A 22,063-nucleotide genomic window follows, 5' to 3' on the forward strand; every position below is an offset into this window, starting at 1 on the left:
CCTCAATCGGCGACGACGATCTCGCGCAATTTGGGTTTCACCACCTTGCCCATCGCATTGCGCGGGAACTGGTCGAGAAAGCGCCATTGGTCGGGCACTTTGTAGCGGGTCAGCTTGTCGCGGCAGAGCGCGACCAGTTCGGCCTCCAGCGCCGCCATGTCGGTATCGGGCCGCGCCGCCACGATGCAGGCGACGGTCAGCATCCCCATCCGGAGGTCGGGTTTGCCGACCACCGCGCAGTCGGCAACGCCATCATGGGTGTGGAGGATACGTTCGACCTCGGCGGGATAGACGTTCGATCCGCCGCGCAGGATCAGCTCCGAACTGCGGTCGGCGATGCTCAGCCAGCCGTCGGCGTCGAGGCTGCCATGATCGCCCGAATGGACGACGCCGCCGCGCAGCAGCGCCGCGGTCTTTTCGGGTTCGCGCCAATAGCCGAGCGGCGGGGTATAGACATTCGCCCAGGGGCCGGTGCGGACCGGTCCGAAACACACCTCGCCCACCGTGCCGGTCGGCAGCAGTTCGCCCTCGGCATCGCGGATCGTGATCTCGAAATGCGGCAGTGCGCGCCCGCTCGCTCCCTCGGGCGCGACGGCGTCGAACGACTGGGCGACGACGGTCGGCGCTTCGGTCAGGCCATAGGAGGTCGAGACATCATAGCCATGGCGGCGAAAGAAGGATTCGCGGATCGCCTGCGGCAGCGGCGCGCCGCCAGATGACATGCGGAAGCCGTCGGGAAGGTCGAGATCGGTCTGCAGCAGGTCATAGATCATCGTCGGGACGAAGGCGATCTGCCCGATCCGCTGTTCGCCGATCCACGCGATCAGGGGTTCGATCTTGATCGACGGCGCAAAGAGAAACGGCCGGCAGGCGAGGAAAGCCGATACCGGGCCGAGGATCATGACGTTGGTGATCGTCAGCGGCAGCGCCGATCCGCGCCGCGCCTCGGGTGACATCAGCCCGTGCGCGAACCCCGCGGCGGGGACGGTGATCATATTGTGCTGGCTGTGGACGACGCCCTTGGGCACCCCGGTCGTGCCGCTGGTATACATGATCGCGGCGGGCGCGAAGGGGTCGATCTCCGGCCGCGGTGCGGTCGCCTGGGCGGCGTCGGCCAGAGCGGCGTGCCAGCCACCGTCGCGGTCCTCGGCATCGAGGATCCAGGCGTGGGCAAGTTCGGGCAGGTCTGGGCGCAGCGCGTCGACCTGCGCCGCGATACTGCTGTCGGCGAGCAGCAGCGTCGTCCCGCTATGTGCCAGAATATAGCGCTTGTCGTCCGCCGGCAGGATGCGGTTGATCCCGACCCAGACGGCGCCGAGCCGCATCGCGGCGAAGAAGGCGATGACGAGCGCATTCTCGTTGCCGAGCGACGCCGCGACACGGTCGCCGGCGCGGATTCCGGCGGCGTCGAACAGCGCCGCGGCAGCCGTGACCGCCTGCCCCAGCGTGCGAAAATCATAGGCGCGCTGGCTGTCGACCAGTGCCTCGTCGTCGGGGCATTGCGCCGCCGCGCGTTCGATCAGGCCGGCGACGTCACGCGGCGCGCCGGGGGGATCGATTCGAACCGGGGGCGCCTGAAGCCCGAGCGCCGCATATTCCTCTTCCGTCATAATCCTCGCCATCGCAGCGTATCTCTCTTGCTTTAAGGTCTATATGATTATGATATATATGTGCAAGGCCTGAGTCCGCTTCCGCGCGTCGCGGATGGATTCGGAGCCCCCGTCACGCCGTGATGCCAGCGAGAGGAAAAGAATGACACCGACTTCGCCCGAGGACCAACATGCCGCGTTCGGCGCCGTCGAAACGGTGCCGATGAGCGGTTTCCAGAAAGTGGTGGCGCGCCGCCTGACCCAGAGCTGGACCCAGATTCCGCATGTCACGCATCACGACGATATCGACGTGACCGCGCTCGACGCGCATCGCAAGGCCCTGGGACCCGACGTCCGGATTTCACCGCTGATCTTCCTCGCCAAGGCGCTGGCGCGCGCGCTGGCGGCCTTTCCCAATTTCAACGCGTCGCTTTCGGACGACGGCAAGACGCTCGTCCTCAAGCGATATTTCCACATCGGGATCGCGGTCGATGGCCCGCTCGGCCTGCTGGTGCCGGTGCTGCGCGATGTCGACAGCAAGGATGTCGCGACGCTCGCCGCCGAGCTTGCGGCGCTCAGCGCGCAGGCACGCGACAAGGGCTTGCCGATGACCGCCATGTCGGGGGGGTGCATGACGATCACCTCGCTCGGCGGGATCGGCGGCACGGGCTTCACCCCGATCATCAACCAGCCCGAGGTCGCGATTCTCGCGGTCACGCCGTCGCGGATGCAGCCCGTTTGGGACGGCACCGCCTTTCAACCGCGCCTGATGATGCCGCTGTCGCTGAGTTACGACCACCGCGTCATCAACGGCGCCGACGCCGCCCGCTTCGTCCGCGCGATCGGGCAATCCTTGGCCGAACCGGAGGCTTTGACATGACGAACGAGACAGCGGCCGACACTCTGGTGCTGCGCGATGACTCCGACGGCGTCGCGACGCTGACCCTCAATCGGCCCGAAAAAAAGAACGCGATCAATCGCGAATTGTTCAAGACACTGCGCGCGCATCTGCTCGCGCTGCAACAGGACGCCGACATCGGCCTGATCGTGCTGCGCGCCGCCGGCGCCGATTTCTGCGCCGGGCACGACCTGTCGGAAAAGCCCCACGCCGACGCGCTCGGCTGGCTGCGGCGCGAGGTTCAGACGCTCGAACTTCTGACTAGCCTGCGCCAGCCGGTGATCGCCGCGGTGCAAGGCACCTGCTTCACCGGCGGGCTCGAAATGGCGCTGTCGGCCGATTTCATCGTCTGCGACGACAGCGCGCGCTTCGCCGATACGCATGGCAAATGGGGGCTCGTCCCCGGCTGGGGCATGTCTCAGCGGCTGCCGCGGCGCGTCGGTCACGCCAAGGCGCTGGAAATGATGCTGACCTGCCGCCCCTATGGCGCCGACGAGGCGGTGGCGATGGGGCTCGTCAACCAGTGCGTCGCCGCGGGGCAGTTGGCGGGCGCGGTCGCCGAACTGGCGCGGACCATCCTCGCCAACAGCTGGCACAGCAATGCCGAGAACAAGCGGCTGATCTATAACACCGACGGCATGCGGCTGGCCGAGGGGCTGGACCATGAAATCATGCGCAACGCCGGCTTCGACCGCGACGCCGCCGCGCGGCGCGCAAGCTTTCACAACCGATCGCGGGACGGGGCGTAAATAGGGCGACCATATCTTTTGCAAACCCACGGAACGAATGTCGGCTTTGGGGTGGGGAGCCGACAGTCCGGCAAAACCCGTTCCCCGGCGACGGCCGGGGAACGCCAACTCCGCCCATTTCTCTTACGTCATCCCGGACTTGATCCGGGATCCCGCTTTTTTGAGGCATCGGCAGGCTTCGACTTCAAGCGGGCCCCCGGATCAAGTCCGGGGTGACGATGAAGAATAGGGCAGGAGCCGGTCGAAACCGGTCCCGCTCAGGTCAGCGACTTGTACAGCCCGAAGGCGCTTGTCGCGATCAGCACGATGCCGACCATCACCAGCATCACCTTGGGCGAGAAGCGTTTGGCCATCATCGCGCCCAGCGGCGCGGCGGCGACGCCGCCGATGATCAGGCCCAGCGTCGGGCCCAGGATTTGCTCGAAGCCGAGTTGATAGATGAAGGCGGCCGATACGGTGAGCGCGAGGAAAAATTCGACGCTGTTGACGGTGCCGACGACCTTGCGCGGTTCGCCGCCCTGGACGAGCAGGTTCGAGGTCACGACCGGACCCCAGCCGCCGCCGCCCGCGGCGTCGAGAAAGCCACCGACGACGGCAAGCGGCGCGACGATCTTGGGCTTTTCGAACTTGGGCGGATAGAGCAGCCCGCGGATCAGCAGCCACACGCCGATCAGCACCAGATAGCCGAGCACGAAGGGTTTCACGACATCGGCGTGGAGCGACGACAGCACATAGGCGCCGAGCACCCCGCCGATCATGCCGGGGATCAACAGCCGCCAGAAGAGCGGCCATTCGATGTTGCGATGGAACAGATGGCTGAGCCCCGAAGCGCCGGTGGTGAAGATTTCGACGACATGGATGCGGGCCGAGGCGGTCGCGGGCGGCACGCCGAGTACCGCGACGAGCAGGGTGTTGCAGATCACGCCGAACGCCATGCCGAGCGCGCCATCGACGAGCTGCGCCGCGAACCCGATCAGGATGAAGGGAAGCAAGGCCGAGAAGTCGATGGCCGCGAAATCGATCATAATCTTATTCCAACCCTTTTAGTTGACAACCTGCTGCCGCGATTCTCGTCCTTGCGCCAGAGCAATTTTTCTCCCCCCGGTGAAGGGAATAGTTTCTACGCCATGCTGAAGCCGCGCTTTGCCGGGGTTTAGCGGCCGATGTCGTCGGGAAGATATTCGCGCGCATAGTCGATGAAGGCGCGCAGTTTCGGCATCACCTGTTTGCGGCTGGGATAATAGAGGAACAGCCCCGCAGTCGACACCGCACGTTCGGGCAGCACGAGTTCGACCTCGCCGCGCGCGACCAGTTCCTCGAGCACGGGTTCGGCGGTCATGCCCAGCGCGATGCCGCTGCGCACCGCCATGATGATCGCGCTCTGGTCGTTGACGATCACCGGGCCGGTGACCCCGATTTCGATCTCGCGATTGCCGTCCATGAACGACCAGGGGAGCAGCCCGCCGCTGGACAGGCGCAGCCGCACGCAGCGATGATGGCGCAGGTCGGCGGGCTCCTGCGGCCGGCCATGGCGTTCGAAATAGGCGGGCGCGCCAAAGGCGGCGAAGCGGAACGGCCCGGTCAGGCGGACCGCGATGACATCGGCGTCGAGCGATTCGCCCATCCGCACCCCGGCGTCGAAGCCCCCGGCGCTGAGATCGGCGAGCGCATCCTCGGCGTAGATTTCGAGCTCGATGTCGGGATAGGTTTCGCAAAAGCCCGCGATGATCGGTTCGAACAAGGGCTGGATCGCGCCGCGCATCAGGTTGATGCGCAACCGTCCGGCGGGCCGGTTGCCGAGGTTGCGCGCCGCTTCATAGGCGTCGGCAAGCCCGGCATAGGCGGGGGCGGCGCGTTCGAGGAACATCTCGCCCGCCTGGGTCAGCCCGACGCTGCGCGTCGTGCGCATGAACAAGGGCGCGCCGACGCGGGCCTCGAGGCCCTTGATCGTCTGGCTGATCGCCGAGGGGGAAACGCCAAGATCGGAGGCCGCGGCGGAAAAGCTCCGCCTGACCGCGACACGCAGGAAAGCTTCGATCCCGTCGAGCACCCCATGGGGGATTGTTAAATCCTGCTTCAAGGCACTTGCAGATTATAGAGGATTATCTATGCGCGCAAGCGCAGCTAAAAAGGTTGCACAACGAAACGAAAGGAACCTCTCCCATGGCCATTCAGCTCTCCACCTTCCGCAGCTTCCCGACCGCCTTCACGATCGTCGCGGCTTCGGCTCTCGCCTTCACCGGCCTCGTCGCCTCCACCTCGCCCGCTTACGCCCAGTCGGCCAGCGATTATCGCTGCGCCGGTCTCGCCGATCAGGCCGCGACCGCCGCCGGCGGTGCCGAAGCCGGCAAGCAGGTCAATGCCAAGCGCTTCGTGTCGACCGGCAAGAAGCTTTGCGAAGCGGGCAACGAACGCGCCGCCGCCAAGCAGTTCCGCGCCGCGCTCAAGCTCGCCGGCGTCGCCGAACTCGAAACCGACAGCAAGATGGCGTCGGCCAACTAAGCCTAAGCCACCAGGACACCAATCTCCGATCCGTCCTCTCCCTCTCCCCGACGGATCCACCAACTGGGGCGGCACCTGACACAGGGCCGCCCCGATTTGTTGGTGCGGGGGATTGCGCGGCGGCACCGGGCGGTTATGCCGCGAACTCCAACCGGGAGTTTTCGTCCATGACCCTATCGCGCCGCCTTTCCGTCCTTGCCGCCACCAGCCTGATGGCGTTCGCCGTGCCGACCGCCGCGCAGGATGCCCCGACGCAGCAGGTGAGCACCGCCTGGCTCAACCGCCAGTCGGCGGCGCTCGCCGAACGCAATGCCGGCAACGGCTGGAACGTGATGGCGAGCGGGCTGCGCTGGCGCCGCGTCGCGGGCACCGGCGCCGGGCCGCGCCCGGGACCGAGTGACTCGGTCACCGTCCATTATGTCGGCAGCTTCGTCGACGGCAGCATCTTCGACAGCTCGGTCGCGCGCGGCGAGCCCGCGACCTTTCCGCTCAACCGCGTGATCGACGGCTGGACCGAGGGCGTCACCTATATGGCGGTGGGCGACAAGGTCGAATTCGCGATTCCCTATTATCTCGCCTATGGCGCCGGCGGCAGAGGCCCGATCCCCGGCGGCGCGACCCTGTTCTTCACCGTCGAACTGCTCGGTATCGGGGGCTGACCATGGATTTTTCGCGCCTTCAGGAGAGCAGCAAGATCGGCGACGCCTGGGTCTATCCCGCCGCCGCTCCGCTCGGCAGCGGCCTGCTCGACGTCGACAGCGACGCCGGCCACCGCCTGTACTGGGAGGAGTATGGCAATCCCGACGGCGAACCGGTGATGTTCCTCCACGGCGGTCCCGGCGGCGCCTGCGCCCCCGACATGGCGCGGTTCTTCGACCCCGCGCGCTACCGCGTGATCCTGTTCGACCAGCGTGGCTGCGGCAAGAGCGAGCCGACGGTCGCCTCGGCGGGCCCCGCGGTGGCGCTGCGTCACAACACCACCGCCGACCTGATCGGCGATATCGTCAAGCTCCGCGACGCGCTGGGTATCGCCGGGCCGATGCATGTCTTCGGCGGCAGCTGGGGCAGCACGCTCGCCATGGCCTATGCGATCGAGCACCCCGGCCATTGCGCCAGCCTGATCCTGCGCGGCATCTTCCTCGGCGCGGCCGAGGATCTCGACTATCTCTATCAGGGCAATGCCGCGAGCTTTCACGAGGCGCCCTATGCGCTGACCGCGCCCGGCGCCTATATCCATTATCCCGACGAATGGGCGGAGCTGCTGTCGGTGCTGAACCCCGAGGAGCGGCGCGACGTCATGGCGTCGTACAAGCGTATTTTCGACATGGTCCCCGCGACCGACGCCGAGCGTAAACAGCAGCTCGACGCCGCGGTCACCTGGTCTTTGTGGGAAGGGGTGATCTCGAACATGATCCCCGAATCGGCGGCGACGGGCAAGTTCGGCGACGCCGATTTCGCGCTCTGCTTCGCGCAGATCGAGGCGCATTATTTCGCCAACAACCTGTTCATCGAACCCGGCCACCTGCTCGGCAGCGCCGATATCCTCGCGAAAATCCCGGTGCATATCGTCCATGGCCGTTTCGACCAGGTTTGCCCGCTGACGCAGGCGTCGCGCCTCGTCGCGGCGCTGCGCGGGGCGGGGGCCGAACCCGCCACCTATGTGATCACCAACGCCGGGCACAGCGCGATGGAGCGCGAGAATGCGCTGGCGCTGACCGCGATCATGGACGGGCTGCCGAAGCTGGCGGGCTGATGGCGGTTCGCTATCATCGCGTCGGCATCGCCGGGTCGGGGCGCGTGGCGCGGGCCCTGGCGCTGGCGCTGGCGCCGTTCTCGGCCGAGCCGGTGCTGCTGTGGGGACGCTCGCCCGAGCGCGTGCGGGATGCCGCGGAAGTGGCCGGCGCCGGAGCGGCGGAAGCGATCGAATGGCTGACGGAGCGTTGCGACGCGATCGTCCTTGCGGTCGCCGACGATGCCTTGGCGGCGGTCGCGGCCAGCCTGGCTGCGGCGCTGGCGCCGGGCCGCGACCCGTTCGTCTGCCATGTCAGCGGCGGCAGCGGCGCTGCGGTGCTGGCACCGCTGGCCGCGCGCGGCGCGCTGACCGCGGCGGTCCATCCGGCGATGACCTTCACCGGCGACCCGGTGCAGGAGGTCGAGCGCATGGCGGGTGCGCGCTTCGCGATCACCGCGCCCGATGGCGAGGCCATGGCCGAGGCGCGGACGCTCGTCGGCCTGCTCGGCGGCGTGGCGGTCGCGATCGCCGAGGATCGCCGCGCGCTCTATCACGCCGCGCTGTCGCACGCCGCGAACCATCTGGTGACCTTGCTCGGCGGGGCGTCGCATGCGCTGCGCGTCGCGGGCGACGACGAGCCGGAGGCCTTGCTCGCGCCGCTGGTGCGGGCGGCGCTGGAGAACAGCCTGGCCAAAGGCTTCGGGGCGTTGTCGGGGCCGCTGCTGCGCGGCGATGGCGACACGATCGCCGCGCACATCGACGCGATCATGCGCGATTGCCCGGACCTGTTGCCCGCTTATCGCGCAATGGCGCTGGCGACGCTCGCCGCGCTCGACCGATCGGGTGCGGCGCCGCCGCCCGACCTCCGCCGGATCGTCGCCGGCTAGCGAGCCTCAGCGCCGCCGGTAGCGGAAATACCACACCTCATGGCCCTGCGCGCGGGCCTTGGCCTCGTAGCGGGTTTCGGGCCAGCCGGCGGGGCGGACGAGAAAGTCCTGCGCGTCCTTGGCCAGCCATTCATATTGGTGGCGGTGGCGGCGCATCACCATCAGCGCATGTTCCAGATAGACCGGATGGTCGGTGCCGAAGCGGAACTCGCCGCCGGGCTTCAGCTTCGCCGCGATCAGGTCGAGCGGGCCGTCGTTCATCATCCGCCGCTTGGCATGGCGCGCCTTGGGCCAGGGGTCGGGGTGGAGCAGATAGGCGAAGCTGAGCGCGCCGTCGGGAATGCGGCGCAGCACTTCGAGCGCGTCGCCATGATGGATGCGGACATTGCCGAGCGGCAGGCCGGCGCCATGGTCGCCCGCGACATGGACCAGCGCCTGCGCAACGCCGTTGATAAAGGGTTCGGCGCCGATGAAACCATGGTCGGGCAACATGTCGGCGCGCCCCGCCATATGCTCGCCGCCGCCGAAGCCGATCTCGAAATGCAGCGGGCGGTCATAACCGAACAGCGCTTCGGCGGTGACCTCGCCGTCGAGCGGCACCGCGATCTGCGGCAGCAGCGTGTCGATCAGGTCCTGCTGGCCCGCGCGCAGCGGTTTGCCTTTCGAGCGGCCATAGAGGCGGTTGATCGTCGTCGGATCGCCGGGCTTGTATGCAGTCATGGCGCGCGCGTTAGCGCGGTGTCCGGCGCGGCGAAAGGCCGATGTGCTATTTCGGGTCGGACGCGATCTCGATATTGGTGTTTTTGCCCCAGGTGTTGAGTTTCGCCACGACGCGATTTGCATTGATGATCTCGATAACGCGGTCGGGCGAGGGGAGGCGGTCCTGCGGCGCATAGAGCGTCGATTCGAAAGCATCGACAAACTGGATCGAATAGGGGGCCGGCTTCTCTTTTGATGGCGGCATGAAACCCCATGCTGCGGCAGTGCCGACGAGCACCGCATTGCCATTGTCGCCGAGCGCGACGAGATAATGATCGGGGCTGCCGTTGGGGCGATAGAGGCGCTGATTATCCGAGATCGGGGAATCGCGGCACCATGTTGCCGGGGCTTTCGGGCGCATGAAGCGTGTGCTGTCGCCGCTCGTCAATATGATGCCGAACGCCTCGGCTATTCCCGTCCCGGAGGATTGCGGCGCGTCCTTCGCCGCCACCGGAAAGTCGAGGACTGGTGTGCAGTCGGCGATCGGCACCGCGACCGGCGCCTCGGTCGTGGTCCCGGTCGGCCAGCGGATTTCGTTCAGCACGCCGTCGATCAGCGCCGACAATTGCTGCGGCGATTTCGTGCGCGAGGTGATCCGTATTTTCACATACCAGTCGCCGAAAGGCAGCAACGCCAACCCCGTGCTCTTGTAACCGGCGTCCCCATGCGGCTGGTAGACCGCTTTCAACCCGGTGGCACCTGTTTGCCCGGGCGGGATGAAGGCCTGCGGCGGAATTATCAGGCCGGGCTTGCCGAACTGGTCGCGGTTCTCGATCGCCCATTGCGCCTGCGCGAACCACACCGGCACGCCGCCATTGGTGTTGCGGAAAATATAGAAGGACACATAATCCTCGGCCCCCTCCGGCTCGAACGACAGGCCGACGTCGAGTTCGTCCTGCGCATAGGCCTTGGCCTTGGTCAGCGCATTGCCGCCGAGCGTCGCGGGCACGGTGATACCGCTGTGCGCGTGGGTCCAGGCCTCGCCATGGCTGATCGCCAGATCCTGCTGCGCGGCGACGGGTGCCGCCGGGACAAGCATGAGCGCGCCCGCGACAATAAGCCCCTTGATCCAACGGTTTCGCATGATGACCCTCCCCGATCTGGCAGCGACGCTGTCAGATCGGGGAGGGCAAGGCAAGTGGCATCGAAGAGGGCGATCAGGCGGCGACCAGCCCCGTCTTTCCGGGCACCGCGGTCGGCACCATCACTTTCATCATCGGGCGCGGACGCAGCGGTTGTTCCTCGGGACGGGCGTTGATGTCGATACCCTCGCTGCCGGAGAAGGTGCCCGAAATGGTGCCGACGACATCGGCGCCGTCTGCGCGGAAACCGGTCGTGTCATACAGATTGTTGGCGACCACCGCGTCGAGCACATAGCCGATCGGCACGAACCACAGGTGATGGACGTTGCTGCCGCCGTTGATGTCGATCCAGTCGTCGAACCACACCGCGACGCTGCCGCTGATCCGGCAATCGGCGGTCCAGGGGATCGTGAAATCCTGCGTGTCCATATAGGCGATGCAATGGTTCGATTTTTGCGCCGGGATCGTCACCGGGATCGATACCGACCAACTGTGCTGGGCGGTCGTCGATTGCGACTGGGTCGACGAGACCGACATCGTCAGCGATACCTTCGACGTGTCGGTGGCGACCCCCGCCACCCCGACGGTCACCGACATTTCGATGCCGAGGCTGATCGATTCGGTGATCGACATCGTATAGGTCTGCGTCGTCGAGGTGCTGGCGGCGAAGGTAATCGATTGCTGGGTGCTCGTGTCATTGTCGTACCAGATGTCCGACGCGACATAGGAACTGGGGTTCGGGGTCGACTGCCGGACCGACAGTTGCACATCGTTCACCGTCGCGGAGCATTGGTAGCGATGATAGGAGCCGCCGTCGTCGCCGCCATCGAGCTCGCTGGCTTGGGAATAATCGAGCGCTTGGGTAAAATGGCATCCGGTGCCGTGGCTGCGCGCCACGAAACAACCCCACGCCCAAATGATATTCGGAATATCCGTCATGGTACCCCCCTCATTTCTGCAAGCAACAGGGATTCCATGGCACAATTGCCGCGACCCCCGGCTCCGGAGTCTACTGTTTACCGGTCCGCTGGCAATTGATTCTTTTAGGGATCGATTCGGCACGTTTTAAGTAATGTTGCCGGTCGGTTAGCGTGTCGGCCAAGTCTCGATCGCCGCGACGCTGCGGTCGGCGGCGGCCAGATCGAGGACGTGTTGCGGCGACGGCATCCTGTCCTGCGCGACGATTGTGAAAGTTTGGCGGGCGCCCACCAGATTGGCCGAATAATAGGTCGCGCCGACGGCGCCCTGCGGCTCGACCGCGAACGCCTTGCCGTTGTCGCCGGTCGCCAGCAGATAACGGTCGCGCGCGCCGTCGGGGCGGTACACCGCCTGGTTGCCGCGCACGACCTGGTCGAGGCACCAGCGCGTGCCGACCATCCGCGCCGCCGCGGTCCTCACCCCCGCGGTCAATGCGGTGTCGGGTAGCGTCGAATCGGTCGCGTCGGGGCCAAAGACCAGCTTCGGCGCGCAATCGGCGATCGGGCGCACCGCGGGCGCGGTGCCGCGCGGCAATGTGAGTTCGGCCAGCACCCCCTCCATCCAGCCCGACAGGTCGGCGGGGGTCAGCGTGGCGGAGTTGGCGCGCAGCTTCACATACCAGTCGCCCACCGCGAACAGCGCGACCCCGGTGCTGCGGATGCCCTCGACCCCCACCGGCGCGAACACCGCCTTGATTCCGCTCGCAGTGCTTTGTCCGGGCGGGGTGAAGGCGACCGGCGCGACGCCGAGCGGCGGATCGGCGAGGTCGGTGCGCAGGCTGATCGCGCGCTGCGCCTGCGCGAACCAGACCGGGACCGCGCCATTGGTGTTGCGAAAGATGTAGACGGTGAGCGATTCGCGCCCGTCGTCCGACGCGAAATTCTGGCTGATGTCGAGTTCGGGCGCCGCGAAGCTGGTGGCGCGCACGCGCGGCAGTTCGTCGAGCGCGGCGGGGACGATGATTCCGCTATGTGCGTGCGTCCACGGCTTGCCCTCGGCGACCGCCAGCGGTTCCTGCGCCGCGACGGGCGCGGCGCTCAGCGCCGCGGCGACAAAAAATGCCCGATACCAGATGTTTGCCATCGCTCATCCTCCCGTCCCCGACCGATAGCTGTCAGAACGGGAGGGCGATGGCAAGCGGGCCTTGCGGCGCTTTATTCGGCGAGTGCGGCCTTCAGCTTGTCGACCAGGTCGGTGCGTTCCCAGGGGAACGTATCGCCGGTCGCGGTGCGGCCGAAATGGCCGTAAGCTGCGGTCTGCTTGTAGATCGGTTTGTTGAGGCCGAGGTGGGTGCGGATGCCCTTCGGCGTCAGGCGCACGAGCTGCGGGATCACCGCTTCGAGCTTGCCTTCGTCGACATTTCCCGTGCCGTGCAGGTCGACATAGATCGACAGCGGTTCGGCGACGCCGATCGCATAGCTGAGCTGGATCGTGCACCGGCGCGCGAGGCCCGCGGCGACGATGTTCTTGGCGAGGTAGCGGGTGACATAGGCGGCCGAGCGGTCGACCTTGGTCGGATCCTTGCCGCTGAACGCGCCGCCGCCGTGCGGGCTGGCGCCGCCATAGGTGTCGACGATGATCTTGCGGCCGGTCAGCCCGGCGTCGCCGTCGGGGCCGCCGATCTCGAAACGGCCGGTCGGATTGATGTGATAGACGGTGTTCGCGGTGAGCAGTTCGGCGGGCAGCACGTCGGCGATGACGCCCTTCACATAGTCGCGCAGCTCGGCGTATTTCGCTTCGTCGCCTTCGCCATTGTGGAAATAATAGCCCGGCGCATGCTGGGTCGACACGACGATCGCGGTCGCCTCGACCGGGCGCTCGTTGGCGTAGCGCAGCGTGACCTGGCTCTTGGTGTCGGGCTCGAGGAAGGGTGCGGTGCCGGCCTTGCGGTCGGCGGCCATACGCTCGAGGATCTTGTGGCTGTAATCGAGCGTCGCGGGCATCAGATCGGGGGTCTCGTCCGACGCATAGCCGAACATGATGCCCTGGTCGCCGGCGCCTTCGTCCTTGTCGCCGCTCTCGTCGACGCCCTGCGCGATATGCGCCGACTGGCCGTGGAGGTTGTTCTCGAAGCGGAAGGTCTCCCAATGGAAGCCGTCCTGCTCATAGCCGATTTCCCGGACCGTGTTGCGCACGGTGGCCTCGATCTCTTCGAGTGCGCCCGGCGCCCATTCGCCGTTCTCGAACACGCCCTTGCAGCGGATTTCACCGGCGAGGACGACGAGCTGGGTCGTGGTCAGCGTTTCACAGGCGACGCGCGCTTCGGGGTCCTTCGACAGGAACAGGTCGACGATCGAATCGCTGATCTGGTCCGACACCTTGTCGGGGTGCCCTTCGGAAACGCTTTCGGACGTGAAGAGGAAGCTGTTGCGCATGGGAGCCTTCTTGGATCGAATATAAAGGAAGCTTTATGTGTGGGCGCTGTTAACGCCCGCGCCGCCGAAAGGCAATGGCGGCTGCGAGCAACAGCAGCGCAAATCCGACGGGAAGTATGTTGCCATAGCGCGCGAACAACGTCGGCGCGTGCGCCGGCGGCAGCATCGTGTCGATCCGTCCCGCCTGATGCATCGGGATTGATTCGCGCACCCATCCGTCGGCGTCGATCACCGCGCTGATCCCGGTCGGGGTCGAACGAACGACGGGCAGCCCCTCCTCGATCGCGCGCAGCCGGGCCTGCGCCAGATGCTGCGGCGGACCCCACGACCCGAACCAGGCGTCGTTCGACGGGTTGAACAGGAAAGCAGGACGGTGGTCACGGTCGACGACCTGACCCGAAAAGATGATCTCGTAACAGACCTGCAGCCCAACCTTGCCGAAGCGGCCGAGGTCGAGCGTGTGCGGGCCGGGGCCGGGCCAGAAATCGATGTCGCCGGGCGCCAGCCGCGACAGGCCGATCGCCGACAATATCGGCCGCATCGGCAGATATTCGCCGTAAGGCACCAGATGCGACTTGTCGTAGCGCGGGCCGAGGGTGCCGTCGGCATGGACGGTCATCACCGCATTGCGGGCGCCGACGACCTCGCCGGTCCTGTCGAGTTCGAGCTTGAGCGCACCGAGCAGCATGACGTCGTCGGGGTTCATCAGCGCGACGAGCCGCCCGCGCGCTTCGGCGGGCGAGCGGTCGTAATAGACGAGCGGATAACCGGTCTCGAGATAGTCGGGCACCGCCGCCTCGGGCCACAGGATCAGGCGCGGTGTGTCGTTCTTCGGTGCGGTGAGGCGCGCGAGCTTCGCGAAATTGGCGTCGGCCTTGGTGCCGACCCATTTGTCTTCCTGACCCACATTGGGCTGGACGACGGTGATGGAGGTCGCGTTTCCGGGTATTCCACGCACATAATCGTCGCTCCGACTGGCCTTGTCCAAGAGCGCTAGGGGCGCATTGAGCACCCCTACGGCAAGCCACCAAACAAAAAATTGTGCAAAAGGCCGACCCGCCAATGTCGGGTGGTCGGGCCTATGAAGATACTGCCACAACCAGATCATTGCACCGATCTGGGCGACCAAAATACCCGACGCGCCATAAGTGCCGATCCATCGGATAACGGCCGGACCGAAAAAATCCCGCAACATCACTACGGACAGCGGATTCCACGCAAAGCCAGTGAACACCCAACTGCGCAGCCACTCGGTCAGCGTCCACAGCGCGGCAAAGGCGAGGATGAAGGAGAGGGAGGCGGCCGTGCCTGACCTGCCCTTGAAGCGCGCGACCATCCACGCCCCCCACGCCGCCAGCGCCGGATAGACCGCCAGATACAGCGCCAGCAGCAGCACCGCGATCCACCCGAGCCACGCCGGCATCGCCGCCTGATAGGTGAAGGCGGTGGCGATCCAGTTCAGCCCGATCGTGAAATGCCCGGCCCCGAAGGCCCAGCCGATGCCAAGGGCGCGCCGCCCTTTCGGGCTACGCGCGACGAGCGCCATCCAGCCGGCGAGCGCGACCAGCGTCAGCGGCCAGAAATGGAGCGGCGCGAAACCGGTCGCCGACACGGCGCCGAGCAGCAGGGCGATCAGCTTGGGCCAGCGGTCGGCGAAAGCGGCGATACGGGGGGATAAAGCGGTCACGCGCGCTGCTTTAGCGGCCCGCCCGCGCGCTCACTAGAGCATATATTTCATCTTGATCGTCTGCGCGGTGTCGCCGGTCACGACGAAGCTCGCCGATTTGAAACTCGGCGCGCCGACGGTGATCGTCGGGTTGCGCGAGAAGCCGAAGCCCTCCCGGGGCAGGAAGATCGCGAGGTCCATCTTGTTGTTGCTGTTCTCGTCATGGACGACCGCGATCGCATAGGTGCCGTTGGCGGGCGCCGCGATCTTGAAATGCGCGGCGGCGCTGGTCGCCACCGCCATCCGCACCGACGCCTTGTCCTTGCTGCAATCGGGAAAGGCCTTGGGATTGGTGGTCAGGCAGACGAGGACCTGTCCCTTGCTGTTGCGCAGCCCGGTGATGCTGACGTCGACCTCAGGGGGCGGCGGCGCGCTCGCGGCGGTCAGCATCGCCAAAGCGGCCAAGCCCCAGATCGGTGCCGCACGCCTTGTCCCAGAAGCGGAAATAAAGCCCATAATTCCCCCGGTAAGCGGCGTGATGCTGCTGGTGGTGGGTCGCGGTTATCAGCCAGCGCCCTGCCGGTCCATGAACAAGCGCGCGCGGGAACATTTCCCAGCCCATATGATTGCCGACGCCCATGATGGTCATGATCGTCAGCACCAGCCCCAGCACCGCGACATGGATCGGGATCAGGAAGACGAGCGCCGGGATGACGACCGCGCCGGTTAGCGCCTCGAGCGGGTGGAAGCTCATCGCCGCCCAGGCGGTCGGCGGTCGGCTGTCGTGGTGGACGGCGTGGGCGATGCGGAACAGCGCCGGCCGGTGCATCCAGCGGTGGGTCCAGTAGAACCATGTGTCGTGGATCAGCAAATAGCAAAGCAGGCTGACCGGCAGATACCAGAGCGGGAAGGCGTCGATGTCGGTATAGATACGCGTCCAGCCATGCTCCTGCCACCCCCAGGCGACGATGCCCGCGGGCACGCCGTAAATCGCCGCGCTGGCAAGGCTCCACCCGATCTCGCGCCGCATCTGCGGCTCGAGCCCGCGATAGAGGCCCGGATGTTTGATCCGCGTCGCCAGCGCGAAGCCGCCGCTGCTGATCAGATAGCGCACCCCGACGATCAGCGTCATCGCGAGCGCGGAAAGCAGGATGGCGGGGGCGGCGATCATGCGTTCGGGATAGCGGGTGCACGCCATGGCGCAATCGCTTTGCGCCGCTTGCCAAGCGCGGCTAGGGCTGGGGCATGGGCAAGGCAGATCTCTCGTGCGACATCGCTATCGTCGGCGGCGGGCTTGCGGGCGGGCTCGCGGCGCTCGCGCTGGCGGCGAAGCGCCCCGACCTCGACGTGCGGCTGGTCGAGCCGGGACCGGTCGGCGGCAACCATATCTGGTCCTTTTTCGACGGCGATATCGCCGAGAAGGACCGCTGGCTCGTCGCGCCGCTCGTCCGCCATTACTGGCACGGTTACGACGTGCAATTCCCGCACCATCGTCGCACATTGCGCATGGGATATAAGAGCATCCCCGGCGAGGCGCTGGCCGAAGCGGTCGCGGCGGCGCTGCCCGCCGAGCGCATCATCGCCGACCGGGTCAAGCATGTCGCCGCCGACCATCTGCTGTTCGGGCGCGGCGGCCGGCTCGATGCGAAACATGTCATCGACGCGCGCGGCGCGGGCCATCTGTCGGCGCTGACCTGCGGCTGGCAGAAATTCGTCGGGCAGGTGTTGACGGTGAAGGGCGGCCACGGCCTCGCCCACCCGGTGGTGATGGACGCGCGCGTCGCGCAGCTCGACGGTTATCGCTTCGTCTACCTGCTGCCGCTGAGCGAAGAGACGGTGTTCGTCGAGGACACCTATTACAGCGATAGCCCCGACCTCGACGCCGACCTGATCCGCGAACGGATCGGCGCCTATGCCGCCTGGCGGCAGTGGGAGGTCACCGCTGTGTCGCGCGAGGAAACGGGCGTGCTGCCGGTGGTGATCGCGGGCGAATTCGACCGTTTCTGGCCCGAGGGCGACAAGGTCGGGCGGATCGGCACCCGCGCCGGGGCGTTTCACGCGACGACCGGCTATTCGCTCCCCGATGCGGTACGCACCGCCGCGGCGCTGCCGCGGCTGGTCGACGGTGCTGACCTCGGCGCGCAGCTGCGCGCGCGCGCGGCGCGCGGCTGGCGGCGCCAGCGTTTCTATCGCCTGCTCGACGCGATGCTGTTCCGCGCCGCCGAACCCGCGCAGCGCATCCGCGTCTTCGAACGCTTCTATCGCCTGTCGCCGCGGCTGATTTCGCGCTTCTATGCCGGCCAGTCGACGCGCGGCGACAAGCTGCGCCTGCTGGCGGGCAAGCCGCCGGTGCCGGTCGCGCGCGCGCTGAGCGCGGTGCGGAAATTCGACTGGAAATGAGCCGCAGCGCGATCATCATCGGCGCCGGTTTCGGCGGCCTCGCGCTCGCGATCCGCTTGCAGTCGGCGGGGGTGGCAACGACGGTGGTCGAGGCGCGCGACAAGCCCGGCGGGCGGGCGTATCACTGGACGCGCGACGGTTTCACCTTCGATGCCGGGCCGACCGTGATCACCGATCCGCCGTGCCTGCACGAATTATGGGCGCTCAGCGGACAGCATATGGCGGCCGATGTCGACCTCGTCCCTGTCATGCCCTTCTATCGCCTCAACTGGCCCGACGGCACCAGTTTCGATTATTCGAACGACGAGGCGGCGCTGGCGGCCGAGATCGCGAAGCTCAATCCGGCCGATGTCGCGGGCTATGAGAAATTCCTGACCTATTCGAAGGGGGTCTATGAACAGGGCTATGTGAAGCTCGGTTCGGTCGCCTTCCTTGACTTCGCCTCGATGATCAAGGCCGCGCCGGCGCTGATGAAATATCAGGCTTGGCGCAGCGTCTATTCGATCGTCTCCTCTTATGTGCAGGACGAACGGCTGCGGCAGGCGCTGTCGTTCCACACGCTGCTCGTCGGCGGCAATCCGATGACGACCAGCAGCATCTATGCGCTGATCCACACGATCGAGAAGGACGGCGGCGTCTGGTTCGCCCGCGGCGGCACCAATGCGCTGGTCGGCGGCATGGTGGCGCTGTTCGAACGGCTTGGCGGAAGCTTGCGGCTTGGCGATCCGGTGGCGCGCATCGAAACGCAGGGCGACCGTGCAACCGGCGTGACGACCGCGAACGGCTGGCACGGCAACGCCGATATGGTCGCGACCAACGGCGATTTGATGCACAGCTATCGCGACCTGCTCGCGGATCACAAACGCGGACCGAAGGTTGCGAAAAGCCTCGCGCGCAAACGCTGGTCGCCGTCGCTGTTCGTCGTCCATTTCGGGGTGAAGGGCGACTATCCTGACATTGCGCACCACAGCATCCTCTTCGGCCCGCGCTACAAGGGGTTGCTCGACGACATCTACAAGAATGGCGTCGTGCCGGGTGACTTCTCGCTCTACCTCCACCATCCGAGCGCGACCGACGCGAGCATGGCGCCGCCCGGCCACGCCGGATTCTACGCCCTCGCCCCCGTCGCGCATCTCGGCAAGTCGAAAGCCGACTGGGACGGTGCGTTCGGGCAGCAATTCGCCGATGCGATATTGGACGAGGTCGAGGCGCGCGTGCTGCCGGGCCTGCGCGCCAACCTCGTCACCCGCTTCCACTACACACCCGCCGATTTCGGTCGCGACCTGTCGGCGCATCTGGGCAGCGCGTTCAGCCTCGAACCCGTGTTGTGGCAGAGTGCTTGGTTCCGTGCCCACAACCGCGACGATGCGATTTCCAATCTTTACTTCGTCGGCGCGGGGACGCATCCGGGCGCAGGTATTCCGGGGGTCGTCGGCAGCGCCAAGGCGACTGCCCAATTGATGTTGGACTTATAACTCCGTTCGCATCGAGCGAAGTCGAGATGCCCATCCCGCTCGGCGCCAAGTCGATGGGTGTCTCGACTTCGCTCGACACGAACGGGTAAAGGGAATTTATGAAACGCCTTGCCGTCTATTGTGGCTCCGCCACCCCCGCCGACCCGATCTATATCGACACCGCGCGCCATGTCGGCCGCACCCTCGCCGAGAAGGGCATCGGCGTCGTCTATGGCGGCGGCCGGCTCGGACTGATGGGCGCGGTCGCCGACAGCGCCCTCGAAGCCGGCGGTGAGGTGATCGGGGTGATCCCCGATGCGCTCGTCGGCTCCGAGGTCGCGCACCGCGGCTGCACCGAACTCCACGTCGTGTCGGGCATGCACGAACGCAAGAAGATGTTCACCGACCTCAGCGACGGGTTCCTCACCATCCCCGGCGGGGTCGGCACGATGGACGAATTGTGGGAGGCGATCAGCTGGGCGCAGCTCGGCTATCATGCCAAGCCGGTCGGGCTGCTCAACGCCGCGGGCTTCTACAACGATCTGATCGCGTTCAACCGGCATATGATCGAGGTCGGTTTCATCCGGCCCGCGCATGCGGGGATCATGGTCGTCGATGCCAGCCTCGACCCCCTGCTCGACAAGATGGCGGCCTACGAGCCGCACGCCCCGATCTTCGCGATGACGGCGGATGATCTGTGAGAGCAGGGCGACGCGCCATTCTCTCCCCTCCCGCTTGCGGGAGGGGGCGAGGGAGGGCCTGTCTCTTTCCCAACGGTTTTAAACATGCCCTCCTAGCCCCTCCCACAAGTGGGAGGGGATTTGACCTATGATCCCCAAACCCTCCACGGTTTCGCGCACGACAGCATCGCGCGGGGATCGAAAAGCTTCGCGCTCGCGAGCCAGTTGTTCGACCGCGAAACCCGCGAGCGGGTGTGGCTGCTCTACGCCTGGTGCCGCGCTGCCGACGACCTGACCGACGGGCAGGACCATGGCGGCACGATGACCGCGGGCCATGATGCCAAGGCCGCGGTGGCGCGAATCCGCGACCTGACCGATCGGGCCTATGCAGGGCAGCCGACCGGCGACCCCGCCTTCGACGGCCTCGGCTACCTGCTCACCGAAGTCGATATCCCGCGCGCCGTCATCGACGACATCATCGCCGGTTTCGATCTCGACGCCGCCGACTGGCGCCCGCGCAGCGAACAGGATCTGCTGCGCTATAGCTATCATGTCGCGGGCGCGGTCGGGGTCGCGATGGCGCTGGTGATGGGGATCGACCCCGCCGACGCGACGACGCTCGACCGCGCGTCGGACCTTGGCATCGCCTTTCAGCTCGCCAATATCGCGCGCGACGTCGCCGAGGATGCCGCCGCCGACCGCTGTTACCTGCCGGTCGAATGGATGGTCGAACTCGACATCCCGCCGGGCCAGCATATGCACCCCGCCTTTCGCGCGCGGCTGTCGGTGATGGCGAAATGGCTGTCCGAAATGGCCGAGGAATATGAAGCGTCGGCGCGCTGGGGCGCGCGCAAATTGCCGCCGCACAGCCGCTGGGCGGTGCTCGCCGCCGCCGGCATTTACGGCGACATCGCGCGCGAGGTTCGCGCGCGCGGCGACCATGCCTGGGATCACCGCGCCGGCACCTCGATCGTCGCCAAGCTGGGCTGGGTCGCGCGCGCCGGATGGTCGGTGCTGCGCCGCCCGCCGCAGCGGCGGATCAGCCGCGACGGGCTGTGGACGCGGCCCCGCGCGGATACGGCGCGCGCGGAGGCGTCCGCGTGAGCCAGCTCGAATGGCTGGCCGCCGCGCTGGTCCTGATCAACGTCGCGCTCGTCGCGCTGCGCAGCGTGTGGAACTACCCCTTCGCGCTCGCCGCGGTCAGCGTCTATGCGGTCGTCTTTCACGACGCGCGGCTGTACAGCGACATGGCGCTGCAGGGGTTTTTCTTCGCGCTCAACCTCTATGGCTGGGCGGCGTGGATGCGCGCCCGCGAAGACCGCGGCGTGCCCGTCGGTTGGATGACCGACCGCGCGCGGCTGCTGTGGGGCGTCGTCACGATCATCGCCTGGGTCGTGTGGAGTTCGCTGATGCACCGCTATACCGACGCGGTCGCGCCGTGGATCGACGGGGCGATCGCGATGCTCAGCATCACCGCGCAATGGCTGCTCGCGCGGCGGCGGGTCGAAAGCTGGTGGCTGTGGATCCTCGTCGACCTGATCGCGGTGCCGCTTTTCGCCTGGCGCGGGCTGTACGCGACGAGCATCGTCTATGTCATTCTCCTCGGCCTCTCGATCGACGGGCTGATCCAGTGGCGCCGCGCCGCGGCGCAGGAGGCGCCGGCATGACGCGCCACATCTGCCTGCACGGCGCCGAAAGCACCGGGAAATCGACGCTCGCACCGCGCCTTGCCCGGGCGCTCGGCGGGGTCGTCGTGCCCGAATTCGGCCGCGCCTATTGCGAGGCGAACGGCACCGACCTCGACGCCGCCGACCTGCTGGCGATTTTCGAAGGCCATGTCGCGGCGACGCGCGCGGCGCTGGCCACCGACCCGGCGTGGCTGGTCTCCGACACCGATCCGCTGATGACGCAGGCGTGGGCGGTGATGCTGCTCGGCGAGCGCTTGCCCGAGATCGATGCCTTGACCGACGTCGCCGACCTCTATCTCGTCCCGGCGATGGACCTGCCGTGGGAAGAGGACGGCACCCGGCTGTTCGGCAGCGAACTGGCGCGAATGCAGTTCATGGACGTCGCGCTCGCCGAACTCGAGCGGCGCCAGTTGCGCTGGGCGTGGGTCGAGGGCGAAGGCGATACGCGACTGCAGAGCGCGTTGACGGCGATAGCGACGGCGGATTTGCCTTAACGACATCGGGATGGCGCGAATGCCGGCTTTAACATGATCGCCAAAAAAAGGGCCGACCCCTGCGGATCGGCCCATTGGAGTTGCCCTGATTAGAGATTCAGATGAACCTACAATCATCTAACTAATATTA

The 22,063-nt window shown here is 66.7% G+C and carries 23 protein-coding genes; 12 read left to right on the forward strand and 11 right to left on the reverse strand.

Going from position 1 to position 22,063, the window contains the following annotated elements; all coding sequences use genetic code 11:
* Nucleotides 1-2 precede the first annotated feature (2 nt).
* Nucleotides 3-1,610 carry a class I adenylate-forming enzyme family protein gene (locus EEB18_RS07855; protein WP_187139098.1) on the reverse strand — a complete coding sequence of 536 codons (1,608 nt, stop codon included), beginning with the start codon at nt 1,608-1,610 and terminating at the stop codon, nt 3-5.
* 142 nt (nt 1,611-1,752) lie between these two features.
* Here EEB18_RS07855 and EEB18_RS07860 point away from each other — a divergent pair, with 142 nt between their 5' ends.
* Together EEB18_RS07860 and EEB18_RS07865 are read left to right on the forward strand one after the other, a co-directional pair.
* Nucleotides 1,753-2,469, forward strand: coding sequence for a 2-oxo acid dehydrogenase subunit E2 (locus EEB18_RS07860; protein ID WP_222943153.1), 717 nt, complete (start codon nt 1,753-1,755; stop codon nt 2,467-2,469).
* Nucleotides 2,466-3,236 (forward strand): enoyl-CoA hydratase/isomerase family protein, encoded by a 771-nt coding sequence (locus EEB18_RS07865; protein WP_187139100.1) that lies wholly within the window; start codon nt 2,466-2,468, stop codon nt 3,234-3,236. Before EEB18_RS07860 ends, EEB18_RS07865 begins: the two co-directional genes overlap by 4 nt.
* A 257-nt stretch (nt 3,237-3,493) precedes the next feature.
* Here EEB18_RS07865 and EEB18_RS07870 read toward each other — a convergent pair whose 3' ends face one another.
* Nucleotides 3,494-4,261, reverse strand: a complete 768-nt coding sequence (locus EEB18_RS07870) for a sulfite exporter TauE/SafE family protein (RefSeq protein WP_056344221.1) — start codon at nt 4,259-4,261, stop codon at nt 3,494-3,496.
* Between the two features lie 128 nt (nt 4,262-4,389).
* Entirely contained in the window at nt 4,390-5,286 is an 897-nt protein-coding gene (locus EEB18_RS07875) for a LysR family transcriptional regulator (protein WP_235535570.1), read from the reverse strand.
* Between the two features lie 113 nt (nt 5,287-5,399).
* Between EEB18_RS07875 and EEB18_RS07880 the strand changes: the two genes are divergently transcribed.
* The 4 genes from EEB18_RS07880 (at nt 5,400) to EEB18_RS07895 (ending at nt 8,357) form a co-directional block, all read left to right on the forward strand.
* On the forward strand, nt 5,400-5,738 hold the full coding sequence (locus EEB18_RS07880; RefSeq protein WP_187139101.1) for a hypothetical protein: 339 nt from the start codon (nt 5,400-5,402) through the stop codon (nt 5,736-5,738).
* Nucleotides 5,739-5,905: 167 nt separating this feature from the next.
* The gene (locus tag EEB18_RS07885; protein WP_187139102.1) at nt 5,906-6,397 is read left to right on the forward strand and encodes an FKBP-type peptidyl-prolyl cis-trans isomerase; all 492 of its coding nucleotides are present in this window, start codon (nt 5,906-5,908) and stop codon (nt 6,395-6,397) included.
* Nucleotides 6,398-6,399: 2 nt separating this feature from the next.
* Complete coding sequence (pip, locus tag EEB18_RS07890; protein WP_187139103.1) at nt 6,400-7,491, forward strand: prolyl aminopeptidase; 1,092 nt, start codon at nt 6,400-6,402, stop codon at nt 7,489-7,491.
* A complete protein-coding gene (locus EEB18_RS07895; protein WP_187139104.1) occupies nt 7,491-8,357 on the forward strand; it encodes a DUF2520 domain-containing protein in 867 nt (288 codons plus the stop codon). The genes pip and EEB18_RS07895 overlap by 1 nt, the downstream gene beginning before the upstream one ends.
* A gap of 6 nt (nt 8,358-8,363) precedes the next feature.
* On the opposite strand, the gene EEB18_RS07900 is transcribed toward EEB18_RS07895, so the two are convergent.
* The 8 genes from EEB18_RS07900 to EEB18_RS07935 form a co-directional block, all read right to left on the reverse strand.
* The gene (locus EEB18_RS07900) at nt 8,364-9,077 is read right to left on the reverse strand and encodes a tRNA (guanine(46)-N(7))-methyltransferase TrmB (RefSeq protein WP_187139105.1); all 714 of its coding nucleotides are present in this window, start codon (nt 9,075-9,077) and stop codon (nt 8,364-8,366) included.
* Nucleotides 9,078-9,123: 46 nt separating this feature from the next.
* Nucleotides 9,124-10,200 carry a hypothetical protein gene (locus EEB18_RS07905; RefSeq protein WP_187139106.1) on the reverse strand — a complete coding sequence of 359 codons (1,077 nt, stop codon included), beginning with the start codon at nt 10,198-10,200 and terminating at the stop codon, nt 9,124-9,126.
* A gap of 73 nt (nt 10,201-10,273) precedes the next feature.
* Nucleotides 10,274-11,137, reverse strand: coding sequence for an ETX/MTX2 family pore-forming toxin (locus tag EEB18_RS07910; protein ID WP_056344243.1), 864 nt, complete (start codon nt 11,135-11,137; stop codon nt 10,274-10,276).
* A gap of 147 nt (nt 11,138-11,284) precedes the next feature.
* A complete protein-coding gene (locus EEB18_RS07915) occupies nt 11,285-12,259 on the reverse strand; it encodes a hypothetical protein (protein WP_187139107.1) in 975 nt (324 codons plus the stop codon).
* 71 nt (nt 12,260-12,330) lie between these two features.
* Nucleotides 12,331-13,551, reverse strand: a complete 1,221-nt coding sequence (metK, locus tag EEB18_RS07920) for a methionine adenosyltransferase (protein WP_056344250.1) — start codon at nt 13,549-13,551, stop codon at nt 12,331-12,333.
* A gap of 49 nt (nt 13,552-13,600) precedes the next feature.
* A complete protein-coding gene (lnt, locus tag EEB18_RS07925) occupies nt 13,601-15,238 on the reverse strand; it encodes an apolipoprotein N-acyltransferase (RefSeq protein ID WP_187139108.1) in 1,638 nt (545 codons plus the stop codon).
* Nucleotides 15,239-15,271: 33 nt separating this feature from the next.
* Nucleotides 15,272-15,667, reverse strand: coding sequence for a DUF2141 domain-containing protein (locus EEB18_RS07930; RefSeq protein ID WP_187139109.1), 396 nt, complete (start codon nt 15,665-15,667; stop codon nt 15,272-15,274).
* Entirely contained in the window at nt 15,633-16,388 is a 756-nt protein-coding gene (locus tag EEB18_RS07935; protein WP_187139170.1) for a sterol desaturase family protein, read from the reverse strand. The genes EEB18_RS07930 and EEB18_RS07935 overlap by 35 nt, the downstream gene beginning before the upstream one ends.
* 74 nt (nt 16,389-16,462) lie before the next feature.
* Here EEB18_RS07935 and crtY point away from each other — a divergent pair, with 74 nt between their 5' ends.
* The 6 genes from crtY to EEB18_RS07965 all read left to right on the forward strand — a co-directional run bounded on the left by crtY (nt 16,463) and on the right by EEB18_RS07965 (nt 21,933).
* Nucleotides 16,463-17,617 carry a lycopene beta-cyclase CrtY gene (gene crtY, locus EEB18_RS07940; protein ID WP_187139110.1) on the forward strand — a complete coding sequence of 385 codons (1,155 nt, stop codon included), beginning with the start codon at nt 16,463-16,465 and terminating at the stop codon, nt 17,615-17,617.
* Entirely contained in the window at nt 17,614-19,092 is a 1,479-nt protein-coding gene (locus tag EEB18_RS07945) for a phytoene desaturase (protein ID WP_187139111.1), read from the forward strand. Before crtY ends, EEB18_RS07945 begins: the two co-directional genes overlap by 4 nt.
* Before the next feature lie 98 nt (nt 19,093-19,190).
* Nucleotides 19,191-19,772, forward strand: a complete 582-nt coding sequence (locus tag EEB18_RS07950) for a TIGR00730 family Rossman fold protein (RefSeq protein WP_187139112.1) — start codon at nt 19,191-19,193, stop codon at nt 19,770-19,772.
* 120 nt (nt 19,773-19,892) lie between these two features.
* Nucleotides 19,893-20,855 carry a phytoene/squalene synthase family protein gene (locus EEB18_RS07955; RefSeq protein ID WP_262408162.1) on the forward strand — a complete coding sequence of 321 codons (963 nt, stop codon included), beginning with the start codon at nt 19,893-19,895 and terminating at the stop codon, nt 20,853-20,855.
* Complete coding sequence (gene pnuC, locus EEB18_RS07960; protein ID WP_187139114.1) at nt 20,852-21,418, forward strand: nicotinamide riboside transporter PnuC; 567 nt, start codon at nt 20,852-20,854, stop codon at nt 21,416-21,418. Before EEB18_RS07955 ends, pnuC begins: the two co-directional genes overlap by 4 nt.
* A complete protein-coding gene (locus tag EEB18_RS07965) occupies nt 21,415-21,933 on the forward strand; it encodes an AAA family ATPase (RefSeq protein WP_187139115.1) in 519 nt (172 codons plus the stop codon). Before pnuC ends, EEB18_RS07965 begins: the two co-directional genes overlap by 4 nt.
* Nucleotides 21,934-22,063 lie beyond the last annotated feature (130 nt).

It is taken from the genome of Sphingopyxis sp. OPL5 (assembly GCF_003797775.2).
Lineage (GTDB): Bacteria > Pseudomonadota > Alphaproteobacteria > Sphingomonadales > Sphingomonadaceae > Sphingopyxis.